The sequence below is a fragment of the Lysinibacillus sp. PWR01 genome (assembly GCF_043359455.1).
GTDB classification, from domain to species: domain Bacteria; phylum Bacillota; class Bacilli; order Bacillales_A; family Planococcaceae; genus Lysinibacillus; species Lysinibacillus fusiformis_F.
On record NZ_JBHERJ010000047.1, the window covers coordinates 116,446 to 137,839 of the forward strand.

General features: G+C 38.3%; 21 protein-coding genes. All 21 read left to right on the forward strand.

Annotated elements, in window-relative coordinates; all coding sequences use genetic code 11:
- Positions 1 to 266 precede the first annotated feature (266 nt).
- The 21 genes from ACEVFT_RS07970 to codY all read left to right on the forward strand — a co-directional run bounded on the left by ACEVFT_RS07970 (position 267) and on the right by codY (position 20,319).
- Positions 267 to 602: a putative DNA-binding protein gene (locus ACEVFT_RS07970; protein ID WP_205441924.1), complete on the forward strand. Its 336-nt coding sequence runs from the start codon at positions 267 to 269 to the stop codon at positions 600 to 602.
- Between the two features lie 12 nt (positions 603 to 614).
- Positions 615 to 1,973: a signal recognition particle protein gene (ffh, locus tag ACEVFT_RS07975; RefSeq protein ID WP_205441925.1), complete on the forward strand. Its 1,359-nt coding sequence runs from the start codon at positions 615 to 617 to the stop codon at positions 1,971 to 1,973.
- Between the two features lie 94 nt (positions 1,974 to 2,067).
- Positions 2,068 to 2,340, forward strand: a complete 273-nt coding sequence (rpsP, locus tag ACEVFT_RS07980; RefSeq protein ID WP_004269411.1) for a 30S ribosomal protein S16 — start codon at positions 2,068 to 2,070, stop codon at positions 2,338 to 2,340.
- Positions 2,341 to 2,355: 15 nt separating this feature from the next.
- Positions 2,356 to 2,589 (forward strand): KH domain-containing protein, encoded by a 234-nt coding sequence (locus ACEVFT_RS07985; RefSeq protein WP_004269410.1) that lies wholly within the window; start codon positions 2,356 to 2,358, stop codon positions 2,587 to 2,589.
- A gap of 373 nt (positions 2,590 to 2,962) precedes the next feature.
- Positions 2,963 to 3,478, forward strand: a complete 516-nt coding sequence (rimM, locus tag ACEVFT_RS07990) for a ribosome maturation factor RimM (protein WP_342442686.1) — start codon at positions 2,963 to 2,965, stop codon at positions 3,476 to 3,478.
- A complete protein-coding gene (gene trmD, locus ACEVFT_RS07995; protein ID WP_393949343.1) occupies positions 3,478 to 4,215 on the forward strand; it encodes a tRNA (guanosine(37)-N1)-methyltransferase TrmD in 738 nt (245 codons plus the stop codon). Before rimM ends, trmD begins: the two co-directional genes overlap by 1 nt.
- A gap of 116 nt (positions 4,216 to 4,331) precedes the next feature.
- Positions 4,332 to 4,676: a 50S ribosomal protein L19 gene (gene rplS / locus ACEVFT_RS08000; RefSeq protein WP_205441927.1), complete on the forward strand. Its 345-nt coding sequence runs from the start codon at positions 4,332 to 4,334 to the stop codon at positions 4,674 to 4,676.
- 105 nt (positions 4,677 to 4,781) lie between these two features.
- Complete coding sequence (lepB, locus tag ACEVFT_RS08005) at positions 4,782 to 5,351, forward strand: signal peptidase I (protein WP_036080510.1); 570 nt, start codon at positions 4,782 to 4,784, stop codon at positions 5,349 to 5,351.
- Between the two features lie 57 nt (positions 5,352 to 5,408).
- Positions 5,409 to 6,284: a ribosome biogenesis GTPase YlqF gene (gene ylqF / locus ACEVFT_RS08010; protein WP_205441928.1), complete on the forward strand. Its 876-nt coding sequence runs from the start codon at positions 5,409 to 5,411 to the stop codon at positions 6,282 to 6,284.
- 164 nt (positions 6,285 to 6,448) lie between these two features.
- Entirely contained in the window at positions 6,449 to 7,210 is a 762-nt protein-coding gene (locus ACEVFT_RS08015; protein ID WP_393949165.1) for a ribonuclease HII, read from the forward strand.
- 56 nt (positions 7,211 to 7,266) lie between these two features.
- Positions 7,267 to 9,156: a hypothetical protein gene (locus ACEVFT_RS08020; RefSeq protein WP_393949167.1), complete on the forward strand. Its 1,890-nt coding sequence runs from the start codon at positions 7,267 to 7,269 to the stop codon at positions 9,154 to 9,156.
- On the forward strand, positions 9,153 to 9,455 hold the full coding sequence (locus tag ACEVFT_RS08025; RefSeq protein WP_048391628.1) for an EscU/YscU/HrcU family type III secretion system export apparatus switch protein: 303 nt from the start codon (positions 9,153 to 9,155) through the stop codon (positions 9,453 to 9,455). The genes ACEVFT_RS08020 and ACEVFT_RS08025 overlap by 4 nt, the downstream gene beginning before the upstream one ends.
- 162 nt (positions 9,456 to 9,617) lie before the next feature.
- Complete coding sequence (gene sucC / locus ACEVFT_RS08030; RefSeq protein WP_205441933.1) at positions 9,618 to 10,778, forward strand: ADP-forming succinate--CoA ligase subunit beta; 1,161 nt, start codon at positions 9,618 to 9,620, stop codon at positions 10,776 to 10,778.
- Positions 10,779 to 10,795: 17 nt separating this feature from the next.
- Complete coding sequence (gene sucD / locus ACEVFT_RS08035; RefSeq protein ID WP_004229280.1) at positions 10,796 to 11,698, forward strand: succinate--CoA ligase subunit alpha; 903 nt, start codon at positions 10,796 to 10,798, stop codon at positions 11,696 to 11,698.
- Between the two features lie 198 nt (positions 11,699 to 11,896).
- On the forward strand, positions 11,897 to 12,793 hold the full coding sequence (dprA, locus tag ACEVFT_RS08040; protein WP_205441934.1) for a DNA-processing protein DprA: 897 nt from the start codon (positions 11,897 to 11,899) through the stop codon (positions 12,791 to 12,793).
- Positions 12,794 to 12,886: 93 nt separating this feature from the next.
- Positions 12,887 to 14,965, forward strand: coding sequence for a type I DNA topoisomerase (gene topA, locus ACEVFT_RS08045; RefSeq protein WP_393949168.1), 2,079 nt, complete (start codon positions 12,887 to 12,889; stop codon positions 14,963 to 14,965).
- 19 nt (positions 14,966 to 14,984) lie between these two features.
- Positions 14,985 to 16,298 carry an FADH(2)-oxidizing methylenetetrahydrofolate--tRNA-(uracil(54)-C(5))-methyltransferase TrmFO gene (gene trmFO, locus ACEVFT_RS08050; RefSeq protein WP_016994086.1) on the forward strand — a complete coding sequence of 438 codons (1,314 nt, stop codon included), beginning with the start codon at positions 14,985 to 14,987 and terminating at the stop codon, positions 16,296 to 16,298.
- A gap of 287 nt (positions 16,299 to 16,585) precedes the next feature.
- On the forward strand, positions 16,586 to 17,485 hold the full coding sequence (xerC, locus tag ACEVFT_RS08055; protein WP_205441936.1) for a tyrosine recombinase XerC: 900 nt from the start codon (positions 16,586 to 16,588) through the stop codon (positions 17,483 to 17,485).
- 21 nt (positions 17,486 to 17,506) lie between these two features.
- Entirely contained in the window at positions 17,507 to 18,052 is a 546-nt protein-coding gene (gene hslV / locus ACEVFT_RS08060; RefSeq protein ID WP_004229270.1) for an ATP-dependent protease subunit HslV, read from the forward strand.
- A complete protein-coding gene (gene hslU, locus ACEVFT_RS08065) occupies positions 18,052 to 19,452 on the forward strand; it encodes an ATP-dependent protease ATPase subunit HslU (RefSeq protein ID WP_205441937.1) in 1,401 nt (466 codons plus the stop codon). Before hslV ends, hslU begins: the two co-directional genes overlap by 1 nt.
- A gap of 87 nt (positions 19,453 to 19,539) precedes the next feature.
- Positions 19,540 to 20,319, forward strand: a complete 780-nt coding sequence (gene codY, locus ACEVFT_RS08070; RefSeq protein ID WP_205441938.1) for a GTP-sensing pleiotropic transcriptional regulator CodY — start codon at positions 19,540 to 19,542, stop codon at positions 20,317 to 20,319.
- The last annotated feature ends 1,075 nt before the right edge of the window (positions 20,320 to 21,394 follow it).

Below are 21,394 nucleotides of genomic sequence, written 5' to 3' on the forward strand. Positions count from 1 at the left end.
TTCATCTCCCTCCTCTTTTGAGGAAGATGGATGCTTAGTTTGCTTCAGTTTTTGAACAAAATTGGATAAAATGACACTGACACGTAATGGATAAAAACGCTCGACTGTGCATAGGCGAATGAACTTGTTTAAAAGAGTAATACTAGCTAAAGGCAAGAAATGCCTGATAGCAGCAATTTAGGCTTTTAGACAAGGAGATTACCTTGACACAGACGGGCGCTTTTCGTTATGATACAAATGACTAATAGCGGGAGGAGAAACATTCGATGCTACTTGAAAAAACAACACGCATGAACTTTCTCTTCGACTTTTATCAAGCATTATTAACTGATAAGCAAAGAAGTTATATGGAGCTATACTATTTGGATGATAACTCCCTAGGAGAAATTGCCGAATCATATGGTGTTTCACGCCAAGCTGTTTACGATAATATTCGTCGAACAGAAGCGATGCTTGAGGAATATGAAGAAAAATTATGTTTACTTGAAAAATTTAAACAACGTACCCAAATGCTGTCACAGCTAACAATGGGGATTACAGAAAAAAGTATGACAGCTGAAGAGCAGTTAGCACTTATTGAACAGCTGAAAGAATGGGATTAGGAGGCGAAAGCAATGGCTTTTGAAGGATTAGCGGAACGACTCCAAGGAACGATCCAAAAGATTAAAGGCAAAGGGAAAGTATCAGAGCAAGACGTTAAAGAAATGATGCGAGAAGTCCGATTTGCTTTAATCGAGGCGGATGTTAACTTAAAAGTAGTCAAAGAATTCGTAAAAAAGGTAAGTGAACGTGCTGTCGGTGTTGATGTTATGCAAAGTTTAACACCAGGTCAGCAAGTTATTAAAATTGTACAGGACGAATTAACAGAATTAATGGGGGGCGAACAAAGTCCCATTAAGTTTAATACAAAGCCACCCACTGTCATTATGATGGTTGGTTTACAAGGTGCGGGTAAAACGACAACTACAGGTAAATTGGCAAATGTTCTACGAAAAAAATATAATCGTAAACCTTTACTAGTTGCTGCAGACGTTTATCGTCCAGCAGCTGTCCAACAATTACAGACATTAGGAAAACAGTTATCACTACCTGTTTTTGCGCTAGGAACCGAGGTATCTCCTGTAGAAATTGCGCGTCAGGCAATTGAATTAGCAAAGGAAGAGCATCATGATGTAGTAATCATCGATACGGCTGGTCGTCTTCATATCGATGAAGACCTAATGCAAGAGTTAAAGGATATTCGTGCATTAAAAGAGCCAGATGAGGTTTTCCTAGTTGTCGATGCCATGACGGGTCAAGATGCAGTCAATGTAGCAGAAAGCTTTAATGAAGCAATTGGTATTACTGGGGTTGTTTTAACAAAACTTGACGGTGATACACGTGGTGGTGCTGCATTATCTATCCGTTCTGTGACGCAAAAACCAATTAAATTTGTCGGGATGGGCGAAAAAATGGATGCGCTCGAGCCATTCCATCCAGAGCGTATGGCATCTCGTATTTTAGGTATGGGCGATGTTCTGTCACTTATCGAGAAAGCACAGGCAAATGTAGATGAAGCCAAGGCGAAAGAATTAGAAGAAAAGTTCAAATCTCAAACATTCACTTTTGATGATTTTGTCGAGCAATTACAGCAAGTCAAGAAAATGGGCCCTCTTGATGAAATTTTAAAAATGCTCCCAGGTGCTAACAAAATCAAAGGCTTAGATAATGTAAAAGTTGATGATAAGCAAATGGGGCGTGTAGAGGCCATTATTTACTCGATGACGCCTGCTGAAAAGACCAACCCAGAAATCATGAATGGTAGCCGTAAAAAGCGTATTGCGAAAGGCTCTGGGACATCTATTCAAGAGGTGAATCGTCTCATTAAGCAATTCGATGAAATGAAAAAAATGATGAAGCAAATGACTGGAATGGCAAGTGGTAAAGGAAAGAAAAAAATGAAATTACCAGGCTTTGATTCGTTGTTTAAATAATAATTTTTAGGTGTTAAGAAAAAACACTTTACAAACAACCTAAACATTGATAATATACTATCTTGTGTGAAACTTATTCGGAGGTGCTATTAAAATGGCAGTTAAAATTCGCTTAAAACGTATGGGAGCTAAAAAATCTCCTTTCTATCGTATCGTAGTTGCAGACGCTCGTTCACCACGTGACGGTCGTCAAATCGAAACAGTTGGTACTTACAACCCACTAACTCAACCAGCTACTGTAAACATTGATGAAGAGAAAGCTCTTAAATGGTTAGCTGACGGTGCAAAACCATCAGATACAGTACGTAACCTGTTCTCAGAACAAGGTATCATGGAAAAATTCCATAACCAAAAATTCAGTAAATAATCGGGGGCGACGTCTTTGAAGCAGCTGATTGAAGCAATCGTTTTACCGTTAGTCGATTATCCAGAAGAAGTTCGTATTGAGACGGATGAAAATGCAAATCGAATTGTTTATAAACTTTTTGTTCATCCAGAGGATAGAGGGAAAGTCATAGGCAAGCAAGGGCGAGTAGCAAAAGCGATTCGTACAATTGTTTATTCAGCGGCAGGTAGTCACCATCAAAAGAAGACCTACGTCGATATATTGGATTAATAGAAAAGATTTTCACGCTCTTGCAACAAGTACTAGTGAGTCCTGATAGGTGTGTTTACATGTCGCTTAGGAGTTCGAAGTGGGCTTTTAGCATGAAGTGTAAAATCTGGTCGAAGAAGGAGGGAGCTTGTAGGTTCCTTCCTTTTTTTATCTTTTTTTAACATCAGCATATCGCTATGATTTCTGTTGAAGTGGAAAATAAACCTTTAATAAGGAGTATAGCTAAAGGATATTGCTTATATTATTATTGACAAGACAAATGAGTCTTAACTAAAACTACATTCTTCCAAAGCACATCTGCAAGAACGGGACCTTTGTTGGATGAGCAAGGTGCATTGTGGAGATAAGCATGTTTTTACGAGGTGAAAGTAAAATGGAATGGTTTAATGTAGGTCGAATTGTCAATACGCACGGTATCCGTGGTGAGGTACGTGTATTATCGACAACAGACTTTGAAGAAGAGCGTTTTGCAGTAGGAAATAAGCTTGCTGCCTTTAAAAAAGACGATAAGAAGCCAACATGGGTAACGATTGACTCTGTGCGTCGTCATAAAAACTTTATTTTATTAACTTTTGAAGGCATGAACAATATCAACCTAGTTGAGCCGTTTAAAGAAGGCATGCTGAAAGTGACAAAAGATCAAATGACAGATGATCTACTTGAAGAAAATGAGTTCTTTTTCCATGAAATAATCGGCTGCACAGTTATTTCTGAAGAAGGCGAAACAATCGGTGTTGTAGCAGATATCCTGCAAACAGGGGCAAACGATGTATGGGTAGTGAAAGGCTCGAAGAAAGAACACTATATCCCTTATATAGAAGATATCGTCAAAGATATTGATGTTATGGATAAAAAAATCGTCATCCATGTTATGGAAGGCTTATTATGATGAATATTCATGTATTAAGCCTGTTCCCTGATATGTTTTCAGGCGTTTTTGGTGCATCTATTTTAAAGAAAGCACAAGAAAAGGGTGCTGTAAATTTAGAGGTAACGGATATTCGTACATTTTCAGGGAACAAGCATAATCAAGTTGACGACTATCCATATGGTGGTGGTGCAGGAATGGTATTAAAGCCTGAACCGATGTTTAGTGCGGTAGAGGCCATCACTGCAGGCAAACAGCCACGGATCATATTAATGTGTCCTCAAGGGGAACGCTTTACCCAAAAAAAAGCAGAAGAGCTAGCCCAGGAAACAGAGTTAGTGTTCTTATGTGGTCATTATGAAGGCTATGATGAGCGTATACGTCAGCACCTTGTAACAGATGAAATTTCCATCGGCGATTTCGTGTTAACAGGTGGGGAATTAGGCGCTATGACTGTTATTGATAGTGTAGTTAGATTGTTACCTGGTGTCTTAGGGCAAGAGGATTCGCATATACAGGATTCTTTTTCAACGGGTCTACTGGAGCATCCACACTATACACGACCTGCGGAGTTCCGTGGCATGAAGGTACCTGATGTTTTATTATCGGGGAATCATGCTAAAATCGACCAATGGAGAGAGGAACAATCGCTGAAAAGAACTTTTGAGCGCCGTCCTGACTTATTGGAGCAATATCCATTAACAGACAAGCAAAAATTGTATGTAGAAAAACTAAAAAACAATCATCTAGATGCTTGATTGCCGACTCTATTTATGATAACATCTAATCTGTACTTCTATGTGAAGTACTGAATTACGGTGTTCCGCTGTGGCATAGATTGCGTGCAAGAGCATCTGTCTAAGGAGAGAAAACAATGTCAAACATTATTACAGAAATTACAAAATCTCAGCTTCGCTCTGATCTACCAACTTTCCGTCCTGGTGATACTGTTAAGGTACACGTGAAAGTAGTAGAGGGTACTCGTGAACGTATCCAACTTTTCGAAGGTGTAGTAATTAAACGTCGTGGTGGCGGAATTAGCGAAACTTTCACAGTTCGTAAAATTTCTTATGGTGTAGGTGTTGAGCGTACATTCCCTGTACACACACCAAAAATCGCTAACTTAGAAGTTGTACGTCGTGGTAAAGTACGTCGTGCTAAACTTTACTACCTACGTAACCTACGTGGTAAAGCTGCTCGTATTAAAGAAATTCGATAATTATGACTTAAAAGTGAGGGGCTTGTGTTCAAGCCTCTTTTCTTTTTGCTTGTCATCTTTATTCACTATCATCTAAAATGGTGTTAGACAAGGGGGCAATTCTCAATGGAAAAACAAGTGAAAGAAAAAAATGAATTATGGGAATGGACAAAAGCACTATTAATTGCATTTGCGATTGCTGCAGTTATTCGATATTTTTTATTTACACCCATTGCAGTTGATGGAGAGTCCATGATGCCAACCCTTGAAGATGGCGACCGAATGATTGTGAATAAAATTGGTTATAAAATAGGTGAACCAAAACGTTTTGACATCGTTGTATTCCATGCACCTGAACAAAAAAATTACATAAAGCGTGTAATTGGCTTGCCAGGAGATACATTGGAGTATAAGGATGATCAATTGTATATAAATGGAGAGCCAATTGATGAACCCTATTTAGATGCCTATAAAGCGCAAATTACTGAGGGGACCTTAACAGAAGATTTCACCTTAAATGACATCGATGTTTCCTTGGATAGCAATACCATTCCTGAGGGATATATCTTTGTTATGGGGGATAATCGTCGATATAGTAAAGACAGTCGACATATTGGCCTTGTTGACCAAAAGGAAATTATTGGTAACACCAGTCTGATTTTCTGGCCATTTAGTGACATAAAAATTGTAAAGTAATGCATAAAAGGGAGAGCATAATCACTCCCTTTTTCTTTTAGTTTAGGAGGTATAGCTGTGACGATACAATGGTTTCCCGGGCATATGGCTAAAGCCCGACGTGAAGTAACTGAAAAATTAAAGCTTGTTGACATTATATTTGAATTAATAGATGCACGTTTACCGCTATCCTCACGTAATCCGATGATTGACGAAGTCATTAACCAAAAGCCTCGTCTTTTGATTTTAAATAAAGCGGATATGGCAGATGAGCAAGAAACACGGAAATGGGTAGAGTATTTTGCAAAGCGTGGTCATAAAGCAGTAGCCATTAACTCACTTGAGGGCAAGGGCTTACAGCAAGTAACGAAAGCGGCGCAAGAAATTTTAAAAGAAAAATTTGATCGCATGAAAGCAAGAGGAATGAAACCTAGAGCTATTCGTGCCATGATTGTGGGAATTCCAAACGTAGGGAAATCCACATTGATTAATCGATTAGCGAAAAAAAATATCGCTAAAACGGGGAATACCCCAGGTGTGACAAAAGCACAGCAATGGATCAAAGTTGGTAAAGAGCTTGAACTATTGGATACACCCGGTATTTTATGGCCAAAGTTTGAGGATCAAGAAGTAGGCTTTAAATTAGCTTTAACTGGTGCTATTAAGGACACGATTACAAATATGGAAGACCTAGCTGTCTATGGCTTACGCTTCTTATCTGTTCATTACCCAAAGCGAATGGAGGAGCGTTATGGTTTGGAATTTATCCATGAGGAGTTAGTGGACACTTTTGACCATATAGGCAAGCTGCGTCGTGTATTCGGTCCTGGTGGAGAGATTGATTATGATCAAGTAGCTCAACTAATTGTTCGAGACATCCGCGGATTACAATTAGGTAAACTAACCTTTGATTTTGTGGATGAGCAATTAGAAAAAGAAACTGAACAAGTATAAGTATTTGAAACTGTCACACGTTCTTTTGTGACAGTTTTTCTTTTAGGAATGCATTTTTTTACCGATAATGACTATAGAGAGGAAATAGTTTTCTAGTTAAAGAGACTACATAAAGAACTGAACATGATATAGTTTGAATGAATAGAAGTAAGAAGGAGTACACAATGAAAACCATTAAGGAAATTACAACTGCATTGAAAGATACCGAGGAATGGCAAGATTGGATGAAAGACATTGCAGCGGATGAAAGAGCTGGCGTACAAAAGGCATGGCTTACTTGGCAAAAGAGACAAGATAAAAAACGTCAATTGCTGCAAGAGCATCAAAAAAAAGTCGCATTCGATTTAAGCTATGGGGGAACAGATGCATTTATTGCAGGTGTAGATGAAGCAGGACGGGGACCACTAGCGGGACCAGTCGTGACGGCAGCTGTAATTTTACCGACAAATTGTGAGGCACTTGTTGGTTTGAATGACTCAAAGCAATTATCGAAGGATAAACGAAACGGTTTTGCCACATTAATTAAAGAGCATGCCATAAGCTATTTCATTCATTTTCAGCCTGCCCAGCAAATTGATGAACTGAATATATATGAGGCAACGAAACAATCTATGAAAGCAAGTGTGGAATCATTAGCGACGAAGCCTGATGTTGTTTTAGTGGATGCCATGACATTACCTATTTCGATCCCTCAGGATTCCATTATAAAAGGGGACGCCAAGAGCCTAGCGATAGCAGCTGCATCCATTTTAGCTAAAACGGCACGGGATGAGTATATGGAGCAATTAGATGAAGAATTTCCGATGTATGGCTTTAGGCAACATGCGGGGTATGGGACAAAGCAACATTTAAAAGCGTTAGAAGAATTTGGACCGTCTATTCACCATCGTAAATCGTTTGAACCAATAAAATCTATGTTTCAATAAAGCTAAAAAACGGTAGACAATTACACGTAGGAGTAATTGATGAAAGGAGTATGTAGATGACAGCCACATCATTTAATCCGATTCAACTGCAACAAAATGCAATCACTACGACAAATCAACCACTTGCTTTAAAACAAGGACAAGTATTTCACGGAACAATTAAGCAATTATATCCAGATCAAATGGCAGAAATACAGGTAGGTAATCAAAAATTTATAGCTAAACTTGAAGTGCCGTTAAAAGCTGGAGATGCCCATTTCTTTCAGGTAACAGGAACAAATCCACAAACGGAATTGAAAATAGTGACTGGACCGATGGCGCAGGCAGCTACCCCAAGTCAGCAAATTAATCAGTTATTAGAATCCATGAATTTGCCTAAATCAGCAGAGATGCAGCAATTATTAGGACATTTTATGAAGGCACAGTTACCTATTTCAAAAGACCAAATGCTACAAGCTGAAATGTGGTTAAAGGCATTACCAGAGGGTATATCCAAAGTGGATGCTCTACAAACTATACAAAAAATGATCGAGCTTAAAATGCCTATGACAAACGATGTGTTTCAAGCATTGATTAGTGGTCAAAAGACTTCTGGTATGACCGCTATCATGGACAACTTTGCCCAGCTTTTAGCAAAGGATACAACCCTATCTGAGTCATTTAGGCAAAATTTAATCCAACAAATACAAGCGATTGCCAAGCCCTTTGAAGTAGAAACAGGTAGTGCCGTGCTTGCTAGGGTTCTACAAAGTTTAACGAATAGTGCTGCGACAATGAGCGAAAAAATGCAAGCTTTATCGATTCTAAAAGAGTCGGGGATCCTTCCTCAGCAGGCTACATTGCAAAACTGGTCAAATATGAATGAAGCTAAAGCCTTTCAACCAATGCAGCAAGCTGGTCAAGTTATTCAAACTATACTTGCTACAAAGCCTGAAGATGCTAGGCAACTGGTGGAACAGCTTAAATCATGGACAAACAGTCAAAATTTATTAACCAATGAGCAAAAACAGCAAATCAATCAGCTGGTGGATCGTTTTAATCAGTTACCAGTAACGAAACAAACGCTAGAGGTTTTTGCTAAACAAATGCAGGATCAGTTATTAAAAGCATTTGCCCAAAATACAACTGATCGTTTATTTACACAGGATGCCCATGCACTTTCGGTGAAAGATCATTTGTTATCCCTATTTAGGCAAGAGGCAAATTCTCCTTCACAGAATGAAGCGCTCATGCGCAATCTTGTAAAAAATAGTATTGATTCTTCGCAGCCATTTATACAGCAAGTTGTGACACAAGCAGATGCACTAGTGCAAAATTCAATGGATAGTAAAGCGATGGAACATGCTCTTAAAACGGTGTTGAAAAATTTAGGAATTAGCTATGAGGCAACATTGGGAAACAAATCGGCTGATTTACACATGATTGCACATCAGCTAAAGCCACAGCTCCATACATTATTGCAGGAAACTAATACAACACCTCAAATGAAGGAAGCGGCAGAGATGCTCATGACGCGTATGAATGGTATGCAGCTATCTTCAGGGGAAAATGGTCATCAACATCAGCTTATCATGCAAGTCCCACTTGAATTTTTTGGCAAGAAAATGGATGCAACATTACAGTGGAATGGACGCATGAAAGATAATGGCAAAATTGATGCCAATTATGCACGTGTATTATTTTATTTACAGATGGCATCCATGCAAGAAACAGTGATTGATATGCAGGTTCAAAATAGAGTCGTCACAGTAACGGTCTTTAATGAAAATTCGGAAATTCAATTACTTGCCGAGCCGTTAAAGGCTGCCTTGAAAGTTGGGTTGGCAGAAAAAAATTATCAACTATCAGGAGTGTTTATTAAACAATTTGACAAAGGGCAAACGGAAAAAGTAAGTCCTGTAGTAGAACAGCGAGAGGAGCAGAGTGGGGTGGATATCCGCGTATGAGCGAAGAAAAACTTACCCGGAAAGAGGCAATTGCACTTACGTATAAGCTTGGTCAATTTGATAGTCCCACTGTTGTAGCAAAGGGAAAAGGGAAGATTGCAGAAAATATTTTAGCTCGCGCAAATGAGCATAATGTGCCGATTTATGAGGATCCTAACCTTGTGCAGTTGCTTGGCCAATTAGATTTAAATGAGTCTATTCCTGAAGAATTATATCAGGCAGTAGCAGAAGTTTTTGCATTTATTTATCGTTTGGATCAGCAACATGCGCAAAAATATAGAAAAAATGAATTATTCTGATTATTTTTACAAGCTGTTTTAGTACACAAAATAGAAAAAAGCGTCATAATAAGAGAGAAAATTCGAACTAAAGACAAAGTGTAGACTTTATCAGAATCTTTCGTTAGAATAGTCTATGTTAGTAAAACAATTCTATGCAAATGTTTGATGGGAGGATGTATTATGAATATCCATGAATATCAAGGGAAAGAGATTCTGAGAAAATATGGTGTAGCTGTACCAAACGGAAAAGTTGCTTTTTCCCCTGATGAAGCAGTAAAAGTAGCGAAGGAACTTGGCTCAAACGTAACAGTAGTCAAGGCGCAAATTCATGCAGGTGGACGCGGTAAAGCAGGCGGTGTAAAAATCGCTAAAAACCTTGACGAGGTGCGCACATACGCAAAAGAGTTATTAGGAAAAATTTTAGTGACTCATCAAACAGGTCCAGAAGGAAAAGAAGTAAAACGTTTGTATATTGAAGAGGGTTCTGATATCCAAAAAGAATACTACTTAAGTCTAGTATTAGACCGTGCCACATCTCGTGTTACAGTGATGGGATCTGAAGAAGGCGGTATGGATATTGAAGAAGTAGCGGAAACAAATCCGGAAAAAATCTTCAAAGAAGTAGTAGATCCTGTAGTTGGATTAACAAGCTTCCAAGCACGTCGTATGGCGTTTAATATGAATATTCCAGCAAACCTTGTAGGGAAAGCTGTTAAATTAATGTTAGGCTTATATCAAGCATTTATCGACAAAGATGCATCAATCGTAGAAATTAATCCACTTGTTGTAACTGGACAAGGCGATGTAGTGGCACTAGATGCTAAATTCAATTTTGATGCCAATGCATTATATCGACATAAGGATATTGTCGAATTACGCGATTTTGACGAGGAAGATGCAAAAGAAATCGAAGCATCAAAATATGACTTAAGCTATATTTCATTAGATGGAAACATTGGCTGTATGGTTAATGGTGCTGGTCTTGCTATGGCAACAATGGATACAATTAGTTATTATGGCGGAAGCCCTGCTAACTTCCTAGATGTAGGGGGCGGTGCAACAGCTGAAAAAGTAACAGAGGCTTTCAAAATTATCCTTTCTGATTCAAACGTAAAAGGCATTTTCGTAAACATCTTTGGTGGAATTATGAAGTGTAACATTATCGCTGAGGGTGTTGTAACGGCTGCTAAAGAAATTGGTTTAGCTGTGCCATTAGTTGTACGTTTAGAAGGTACAAATGTAGAACTTGGAAAAGAAATTTTAAATGCATCTGGTTTAAACATCGTTGCAGCGGATTCAATGGCTGACGGTGCACAAAAAATTGTGGGACTAGTAGGCTAAGGAAGGCAGGGAGAACAATGGCTGTATTTATTAACAAAGATACGAAGGTAATTGTACAAGGGATTACGGGCGAAACAGCTCTTTTCCATACGAAGCAAATGCTTGAGTATGGTACTAAAATCGTAGCAGGTGTAACACCAGGTAAAGGTGGACTTGAAATCGAGGGAGTTCCTGTTTTCAATACAGTAGCAGAAGCTGTAGCTGCAACAGGTGCTACAACTTCAGTTATCTATGTACCTGCACCATTTGCGGCAGATGCAATTTTAGAAGCTGTTGATGCTGAATTAGAATTAACAATCTGTATCACAGAGCATATTCCTGTCCTTGATATGGTTAAGGTTAAACGTTATATGGAAGGTAAAAACACTCGCCTAGTAGGTCCAAACTGTCCAGGTGTTATTACAGCTGATGAATGTAAAATTGGTATCATGCCTGGTTATATTCATACAAAAGGCCATGTAGGAGTTGTTTCTCGTTCTGGTACATTAACATATGAAGCAGTACATCAATTAACACAAGCTGGAATTGGTCAAACAACTGCAGTAGGTATTGGTGGAGACCCTGTCAACGGTACAAACTTCATTGATGTGCTTGAAGCCTTTAATAATGATCCAGAAACTTACGCAGTCGTTATGATTGGTGAAATCGGTGGTACAGCTGAGGAAGAAGCAGCTGCATGGATTAAAGCAAATATGACAAAACCTGTTGTAGGCTTTATTGGTGGACAAACTGCACCTCCAGGAAAACGTATGGGTCACGCTGGTGCTATCATTTCTGGTGGTAAAGGAACAGCAGCGGAGAAAATTAAAGCAATGAACGAAGCTGGTATCGAAGTTGCAGAAACACCTTCTGTAATTGGTGAAACATTGATTAAAGTAATTAAAGAAAAAGGGCTATACGAAAAGTGTAAAACCCATTAAAATGGAAGATGTAGCCATTGCGGCTACATCTTTTTCATTATTTATACACTGTTTATCATACTTCATTCAATAATTACCTACTTACTTCTGAAGAAATCAACAATTTTGTGGCAGATGTTATAACTAATATTGAAATGTTGTGTTGAAAATTATCATGCGGTCATTTAATTTCTTCTATTATAAAAGGAGGTTTATTGAATGATCCTAGCAGTAGATACGCAGAGATTACTAGCCTTACATTATGTATACCCATTACCACTTCAAAAACTTCAGCAATTGTTGTCCCCAGTGAATATTTTCAGCTCTTTTGAAGACATTCATTATGACGAAATCGCAAAAGTTTTACAAATATCGGCACATAAAGCATGTCAACTTTCTCAGCGTTTTCGACAAATTATGACAACACCACTTGAAGAGGCCTATGCACGGGCTAATATTTTCCCCATCCCGTTTTATCATCCCTATTTCCCGGCGCAATTATTTGAAATATCAAGTCCACCTACTGTATTGTATGTGAAAGGTCAATATTCCCTGTTAACAAACAAAAAACAGATAGCTATTATAGGCTCTAGGAAGGCGACAGCGTATTCAAAAAGAGCGATAGACGTAATTGTCCCGCCTCTTGTTCAACGTGATTATACGGTTGTTAGTGGGCTTGCAAGAGGTGCAGATACAATGGCACATAGGGCGACAATCGATATGGGTGGTCATACAATTGCTGTGCTTGGACATGGTTTTAATTATCTCTATCCAGCAGAAAACCGCGTTCTTGCTAAACAAATGGCAGAGCACCAGTTATTAGTGACAGAATATCCCCCTTATATGAAGCCTGAAAAATGGCATTTCCCAATGCGTAACCGAATCATTAGTGGATTATCTCGAGCTTTAGTTGTGACAGAAGCGGCATTAAAAAGTGGCACGCTCATTACAACAGAGCTTGCATTAGAGCAAGGAAAAGATGTATTTGTGGTGCCGGGACCTATTGATGCTACCCAATCTAAGGGGACAAATCAATTGCTTTTAGAAGGAGCAATTCCAATAGTGAATGGTCATCAAATCATTGAAACATTGGACCTCTTTTCTAACAAAAATTGAAAAAAAGTTGCATTATCTTAAAATCTGTTATACATTTTGCAACAGGTAACTTAAAAAAAATTAGTAATAGACCTCGCTAAGGGGGAGACATAGATGGCGGATTATTTAGTGATTGTAGAATCACCAGCAAAAGCAAAAACAATTGAACGGTATTTAGGAAAGAAATATAAAGTGAAAGCATCGGTTGGACACGTACGAGATCTTCCACGTAGTCAGATGGGTGTTAGCGCTGAAAATAACTTCGAGCCTAAATATATTACGATACGTGGTAAAGGACCTGTTTTACAGGAATTAAAATCTGCGGCTAAAAAAGTAAAGAAAATTTATCTAGCAGCCGATCCAGACCGCGAGGGAGAAGCAATTGCTTGGCACCTTGCGACTGCATTAAATATCGATATTCACTCAGATTGCCGTGTTGTATTTAATGAAATTACTAAAGATGCAATTATAGAGTCCTTTAAAAATCCACGTCCAATTAACATGGATTTAGTAGATGCACAGCAAACAAGACGTATATTGGATCGACTTGTTGGCTATAACATTAGCCCGATTCTATGGAAAAAGGTGAAAAAAGGTTTATCAGCAGGTCGAGTACAATCTGTAGCGCTACGCATGATCATTGATCGTGAAAATGAAATTAAAAACTTCCAACCAGAAGAATACTGGACAATTGAAGGAACGTTTGAAAAAGGCAAAAAATCATTTGATGCCCTTTACTATGGAAATGGTAAAGAAAAAATAAAATTAACAAATGAAGCACAAGTAAAAGCAATCTTAAAAGATGTTAAAGGAACAAACTTTGATGTTGTTAATGTAACGAAAAAGGAACGTAAACGTAATGCAGCACCAGCCTTTACAACATCATCTTTACAGCAAGAAGCTGCACGAAAACTAAATTTCCGAGCTAAGAAAACCATGATGCTAGCTCAGCAATTATATGAAGGTATTGATATTGGAAAAAAAGAGGGAACAGTCGGGTTAATCACTTATATGCGTACCGATTCCACACGTATTTCTGATACGGCAAAAGCTGAAGCGGTGACGTACATTGAGGGGAAATATGGAAAAGAGTACATTGCAACAGAAATAAAACAAACAAAAAAGGCTTCGAATGCACAGGATGCTCATGAAGCGATTCGTCCAACTAGTACGATGCGGACACCCGAGGAATTAAAGGCGGTACTTAGTCGAGATCAATTACGTTTATATCGCTTAATTTGGGAGCGCTTTATTGCGAGCCAAATGGCACCAGCAGTCCTTGATACAGTAGCTGTAGATCTTCAAAATGGTGATGTTTTATTCCGTGCGAACGGCTCACAGGTTAAATTTGCAGGCTTTATGAAATTATATATCGAGGGTACTGATGATCAAACGGAAGAGACGACAAAACTTTTACCTGAGATGGAAATTGGTGACCAAGTAAAATCGCTTGAAATTGAGCCTAAACAACATTTTACACAGCCACCACCACGCTATTCAGAGGCGCGACTTGTTAAAACAATGGAAGAACTAGGAATTGGGCGCCCGTCCACATATGCACCTACCCTCGATACAATTCAGCGCCGTGGCTATGTTGTATTAGATGCTAAACGCTTTATGCCAACAGAGCTAGGTGAAATCGTACACCAACTCGTACTAGAATTTTTCCCAGATATCATAAACATCGAATTCACAGCACAAATGGAACAAGATTTAGATGATATTGAAGAAGGTAGTCGTCAATGGAAAAGTATTGTAGAAGAGTTTTATACAGACTTTGAAGTTCATGTAAAACATGCGGATGAAGCTATGGAAAAGGTTGTCATTAAAGATGAGCCTGCAGGAGAAGACTGTGAACTTTGCGGATCTCCAATGGTCTTTAAGCTCGGACGATATGGCAAATTTATGGCTTGCTCTAATTTCCCGGATTGTAGAAATACAAAAGCAATTATGAAACCTATTGGTGTGAAATGTCCTTCCTGTGAAACGGGCGAAATTGTGGAGCGAAAAAGTAAAACAAAGCGTCTATTCTACGGTTGCAATCAGTATCCTGAATGTGAATTTGTATCATGGGACAAACCAATTAGTAGACCATGTCCAAAATGTAGTGCATTATTAGTAGAGAAAAAGATAAAAAAAGGTGTGCAAATTCAATGTACGAAGTGTGACTATGAAGAAGCACCAACTCAATGATAGGAAGATGGTAAGAAACATGACTGAACAAGTAGTAAATGTAATAGGAGCAGGACTAGCAGGTAGTGAAGCAGCTTGGCAAATTGCAAAGCGTGGTATAAAAGTTAAACTTTATGAAATGCGTCCAGTAAAGCAGACTCCAGCGCATCATACTGATAAATTTGCGGAACTTGTTTGTTCTAACTCATTGCGTGCAAATGGGTTAACGAATGCTGTAGGCGTTATTAAAGAAGAAATGCGTATGTTAGATTCTGTTATATTAAAGGCAGCAGACCAATGTTCAGTACCTGCTGGAGGTGCATTAGCAGTAGACCGTCATGAATTCGCAGGGTATGTAACGGAGACTGTGAAAAACCATCCACTTGTGGAGGTTATTCATGAGGAAGTCACAGAAATTCCAGAGGGTATTACAGTTATTGCAACAGGACCATTAACTTCGAAAGCTTTAGCTGAAAAAATTCAAGGTTTAACGGGTTTAGATTATTTATACTTTTACGATGCAGCAGCACCCATTATCGAAAAAGATAGTATAGATATGAATAAAGTTTATTTAAAATCTCGTTATGATAAAGGGGAAGCGGCTTATTTAAACTGTCCTATGACAAAAGAAGAATTCGATCGTTTCCGCCAAGCATTAATCGAAGCTGAAGTTGTACCATTGAAAGAATTCGAAAAAGAAATTTACTTTGAAGGTTGTATGCCAATTGAAGTCATGGCAGCTCGTGGAGAGAAAACCATGTTATTTGGTCCGATGAAGCCAGTTGGTCTTGAAGATCCAAAAACAGGAAAACGTCCATATGCAGTTGTTCAACTTCGTCAAGACGATGCTGCTGGTACCCTTTACAACATTGTAGGTTTCCAAACCCATTTAAAATGGGGGCCGCAAAAGGAAGTGCTACAGCTAATTCCAGGGTTAGAGAATGTAGAAATTGTACGCTATGGCGTAATGCATAGAAACACCTTCATTAATTCACCGAAAGTTTTAGAAAAAACATATCAACTTCGTGAGCAAAAGAATATTTTCTTTGCAGGTCAGATGACTGGAGTAGAAGGCTATGTTGAATCAGCAGGCAGTGGATTAATTGCAGGAATTAATGCAGCTCGTTTAGCATTAGGACAAGAGCCAATTATTTTCCCATTCGAAACGGCATTAGGAAGCATGGCGCGTTATATAACAGAAGCACAGTCGAAAAACTTCCAGCCAATGAATGTAAATTTTGGTATTTTCCCAGACTTACCACCTGGTCGTCGTTCCAAACCAGAACGTGCGGAAATGCATGCAACACGCGCAATAAGCACAATTCGAAATTTTGTGAATTCACAAACAATTTAATTGCCAAAAGCCTCTAAAAGTTGATATACTCTTAGAGGCTTTTTCTTTTTGTAGACAAAATGCTTAATTAGACGTATTTTATTATTTTGTATGGACATTTTCTCAAAATATAACTATTTACACTTGCTATATTATGAAGATAGGTTTAGTGTCAATATGTATGTTTATTAATGATGAGAAAAACGATACAAACTTGTAAGAGATGACAAAGAAATGTATATCCGTTATATTACAAGTGACAGTCATTTGAGAAAATTATTAATAAATTATTGGTGGTGAATCTTTCCATGTTAGTTTCGTCCCAAGATGCACTCGAACAGTTCATGCTTTACATCCAAGTTGAAAAGAACTTCTCTGTTCATACAGTGCGAGAATATGAATCAGACCTGCTAGATTTTTTAACCTTTTTACAAACGGAGGGAATCCATGATTTAGCAAGTGTTGAATATATACATGCACGTCTTTATGTAACAAAGTTGTACGAAGAAAAAAGGGCAAGGGCCTCTATTTCTAGGAAAATTTCCTCAATCCGCTCCTTTTTTCGCTTTCTAAATAGACAGTACGGATTAGATGACGGAGCGTTTCGTTCGCTTTATCATCCGAAAAAAGAATCACGTTTACCCAGTTTTTTCTACGAAGAAGAATTGAAACAGTTATTTGATGCGAATACTGGTGATGATTTGAAATCATTGAGAAATATAGCTATATTAGAGCTGTTATATGCAACAGGTATTCGTGTGAGTGAACTGACTTCAATTCAAGTAGAGGATGTGGATTTTCATTATTCGATCATACGAGTAATGGGCAAAGGTCGAAAAGAACGAATCATTCCATTTGGTCAATTTGCGAGTTTAGCAATGCAGGACTACATAGAGCAAGCTCGTCCACGATTGATGAAAAAAACGAATCATCAGCAGTTGTTTGTCAATATGCGTGGTGGGGAACTTACTCCTAGAGGGGTACGTCATATTTTAAACGAAATGATTGACAAGGCCTCACTCCATACGAAAATTTACCCACACATGCTTCGCCATACTTTTGCCACTCATTTGTTGAATAATGGCGCAGATTTGCGGACGGTGCAGGAGTTATTAGGTCACTCACATTTATCTTCTACACAAGTTTACACACATGTAACAAAAGAGCATCTTCGTCAAACATATATGAATGCTCATCCAAGGGCATAATAGAGCTAAGGAGGAAGGCAGATGGGACAAATTCATGCAACAACGATATTTGCGGTTCATCATAACGGAGGCTGTGCCATGGCTGGTGATGGTCAAGTAACATTGGGAAATGCAGTTGTGATGAAGGGTACAGCAAGGAAGGTCAGACGTCTGTTTAATGGGCAGGTCCTTGCTGGTTTTGCAGGTTCAGTTGCTGATGCCTTTACACTTTTTGAGATGTTTGAAGGCAAATTAAATGAGTATAACGGTAATTTACAGCGTGCAGCCGTTGAGGTAGCAAAGCAATGGCGTGGTGATAAAATGCTTCGCCAGCTAGAAGCGATGCTATTAGTAATGGATAAAACGACCTTACTACTCGTTTCGGGTACAGGAGAAGTGATTGAACCTGATGACGGCATTTTGGCTATTGGCTCTGGTGGAAATTATGCGTTATCCGCAGGTAGAGCATTAAAAAAATATGCAGGTGAAACGATGACTGCTCGTGAAATTGCTGAAGCGGCATTAGAAACAGCTGCTGAAATTTGTGTATTTACGAATCATAATATTATCGTGGAGGCGCTGAACTAATGACGCAAAAAAATTTAACGCCAAGACAAATTACTGAGCATTTAGATCGTAACATTGTTGGGCAGAATGAAGCTAAGCGAGCAGTAGCTATTGCGTTACGAAACCGCTATCGTCGTTCATTGTTAAACGAAGATATGAAGGCTGAAGTTATTCCGAAAAATATTTTGATGATTGGGCCAACTGGTGTCGGTAAAACAGAAATAGCGAGAAGGATTGCAAAGCTTACAAATGCTCCTTTTGTAAAAGTTGAAGCAACAAAGTTTACTGAGGTAGGTTATGTCGGTAGAGATGTTGAATCAATGGTACGTGACTTGGTAGAAGCTTCACACCGTCTAGTTAAAGAAGAAATGATGGAGTCTGTCAAGGAACAAGCAGAAGAATTAGCAAATGAAGCAATCGTGAAACTTTTGGTGCCTTCTTTACGTAAAAAACAGGCGATGCAAAATCCGTTTGAAATGCTATTCGGTGGGAAAGAGCAACCAACAAATGACGATTCATCAGCAGATGATGGGGAAGTTCGCTCGAAGCGTGCACAAATTGCGATTGATTTACGCAATGGGAAGTTAGAAAATGAGTGGGTTACTGTAGAGGTAACAGAACAAAATCCATCCATTTTTGATGCGTTACAAGGAACTGGGATGGATATGTCTGCGAATAGCGGTATGCAGGATATGCTATCTAGTTTAATGCCTAAAAAACAGAAAAAACGTCGTGTGCAAGTAAAAGACGCACGTCGTATTTTAACAATAGAAGAAGCAAATAAGCTGATAGATGCAGATGAAGTAGCACAGGAAGCCATTAATAGGGCTGAGCAATCGGGTATCATTTTTATTGACGAAATCGATAAAATTGCTAGTAAAGAAGGAAATACTTCGGCGAATGTTTCCCGTGAAGGAGTTCAACGTGACATTTTACCAATTGTAGAAGGCTCTACTGTCACTACGAAGTATGGTGCAGTAAAAACGGATTATATGCTGTTTGTTGCTGCTGGTGCATTTCATATGTCGAAACCATCGGATCTAATTCCTGAATTACAAGGCCGTTTCCCAATTCGTGTAGAGCTAGAAAAATTAACAAAGCAGGATTTTGTACGTATTTTACAAGAACCAGATCAATCACTAATTTTGCAATATAAAGCACTATTAGAGACAGAAGGTGTAGAAGTTCATTTCACGACAGATGCAATTGAACGAATTGCTGAAATTGCAACCGAAGTGAATCAGGAAACAGACAATATCGGAGCCCGTCGTTTACACACGATATTAGAACGTTTACTGGAAGAACTATCGTTTGAGGCATCTGAAATTGCACCAGCAAGTATCCCAATCAATGCTGCGTATGTTGATCAAAAACTTGCGGGTATAGTAAAAAACAAAGATTTGTCACAGTTTATACTGTAAGATAAAGCTGATTAGTATCATTCAATAGTAAAAACCTTTAGAATATTTAGTAAATACTCTTCGGATTATTTATAGGAGGAACATATAATGAATTTATTAGGAAAAACACGTAAAATTAACTCGATGCTTCAAGCTTCTGCTGGTAAGCCGGTGAACTTTAAAGAAATGGCCGATACATTAGGCGATATTATTGATAGCAATGTCTATATTTTGAGTCGTAAAGGTAAATTATTAGGTATTTCAATTCACCAACAAATTGAAAATGAGCGTATGAAAAAAATGTTCGAAGAGAGACAGTTCCCAGAAGAATACACACATAGCTTATTTACGATCTCTGAAACTTCATCAAATTTAGATATTAATAATGAACATACTGCTTTCCCAGTTGAAAACAAAGATTTATTCCAAAACGCCTTAACAACAATTGTGCCAATCGTTGGTGGTGGTGAACGTTTAGGAACGTTAATCCTTGCTCGTTTATCTTCACAATTTGAAGATGATGATCTAATTTTAGCTGAGTATGGTGCAACAGTAGTTGGTATGGAAATTTTACGTGAAAAATCTGAAGAAATTGAAGAAGAAGCTCGTAGCAAGGCAGTCGTACAAATGGCTATTAATTCACTTTCATACAGTGAACTAGAGGCAATTGAGCATATTTTCGAAGAACTTGATGGGAATGAAGGTTTATTAGTTGCTTCTAAGATTGCTGATCGTGTGGGTATTACACGTTCAGTAATCGTAAACGCATTACGTAAGCTTGAATCAGCAGGTGTCATTGAATCTCGCTCTTTAGGTATGAAAGGTACTTATATTAAAGTACTAAACGATAAATTCTTAAATGCTTTAGCAGAAATTAAAATGAAATAATTGCTTCTTTAAGAAGCTAACAAAAGCGTCTATGGTAAATATAGACGCTTTTTTGTTGTTGATAAAAGATAAATTCACTAGTAGAAGGCAGGGTAAGGGGTTGATTTCCGTTCCGATCGCGTCCGATATGCCGCTTTACTCACTGCGTTCGCCCCAAAGTTTCATCTCCCCTAGGAGTGACGCTGACTCCACGCCAATCAACCATGCTGCAAAAGTGTCTGTTCATTATCTTTCACACTAGCCGTAGGGAAATTGCGCCAATTATATCTGTTTTTAAAGAAAGAATAGGCTTTTATTTTAAATGTGGAGAGGTGACTAGTCATAACGATCATCCATAAAATGAGTAGTGAACACCTTATTTTATTTATGCAAAAAGATAACTCTTTTGTGGATTGGAGTGGAAAGCTACTTGATTTCTACGTGTAATAGCGAGATAGGAATGACCTTGCACAGAGCGGTAGCCATACTGGTTTTGCGACGAAAGCTTAGCCACACTAGCACAGGAAGGTTGGCTCAGGGCGACAGCAAAGCGGCAATGGAAGCAGGTAGATTGGAACGGAAAGCCTTTTTCAACTTGTCATAAAAAAATTTTTATTGTTGTGTTTCTCAAAAAATATGAAAGTGTCTATGGTACATATAGACGTTTTTTTGTTTATTTTCGAATTTTTATGGCTCTTATTTTTTGAGAATTAATACAAAAACAATGAAGTTTGATGGATTTCATTGCTTTTAGCCTAATAATGTTCGATAATTTGTCACTACAATTAGCATATAAAAATGCCTTTTATGTTACTTTGGAAGAATGGCCAATAAACGTAGAGTAACTATTTTAAAAATACTCTAATATTGATTGAACTAGTAAAAAGGGACCTTTATTGATGAGGATTAAAAAAGGCGATAAACCTCATAAAAAGGCATATTTAACAATAAAATCGTAAACACTGTCGAAATGGTGTAAAATAACTAGATGTGTAATGACCTTTACTTGAACTTAGAGGCACAAGGGATAAGGAAGTTTTGTCATGGTTGAGGTTGAGAAAAAATAGGGCGTATAGACTATTAAAAAGTGACAAAA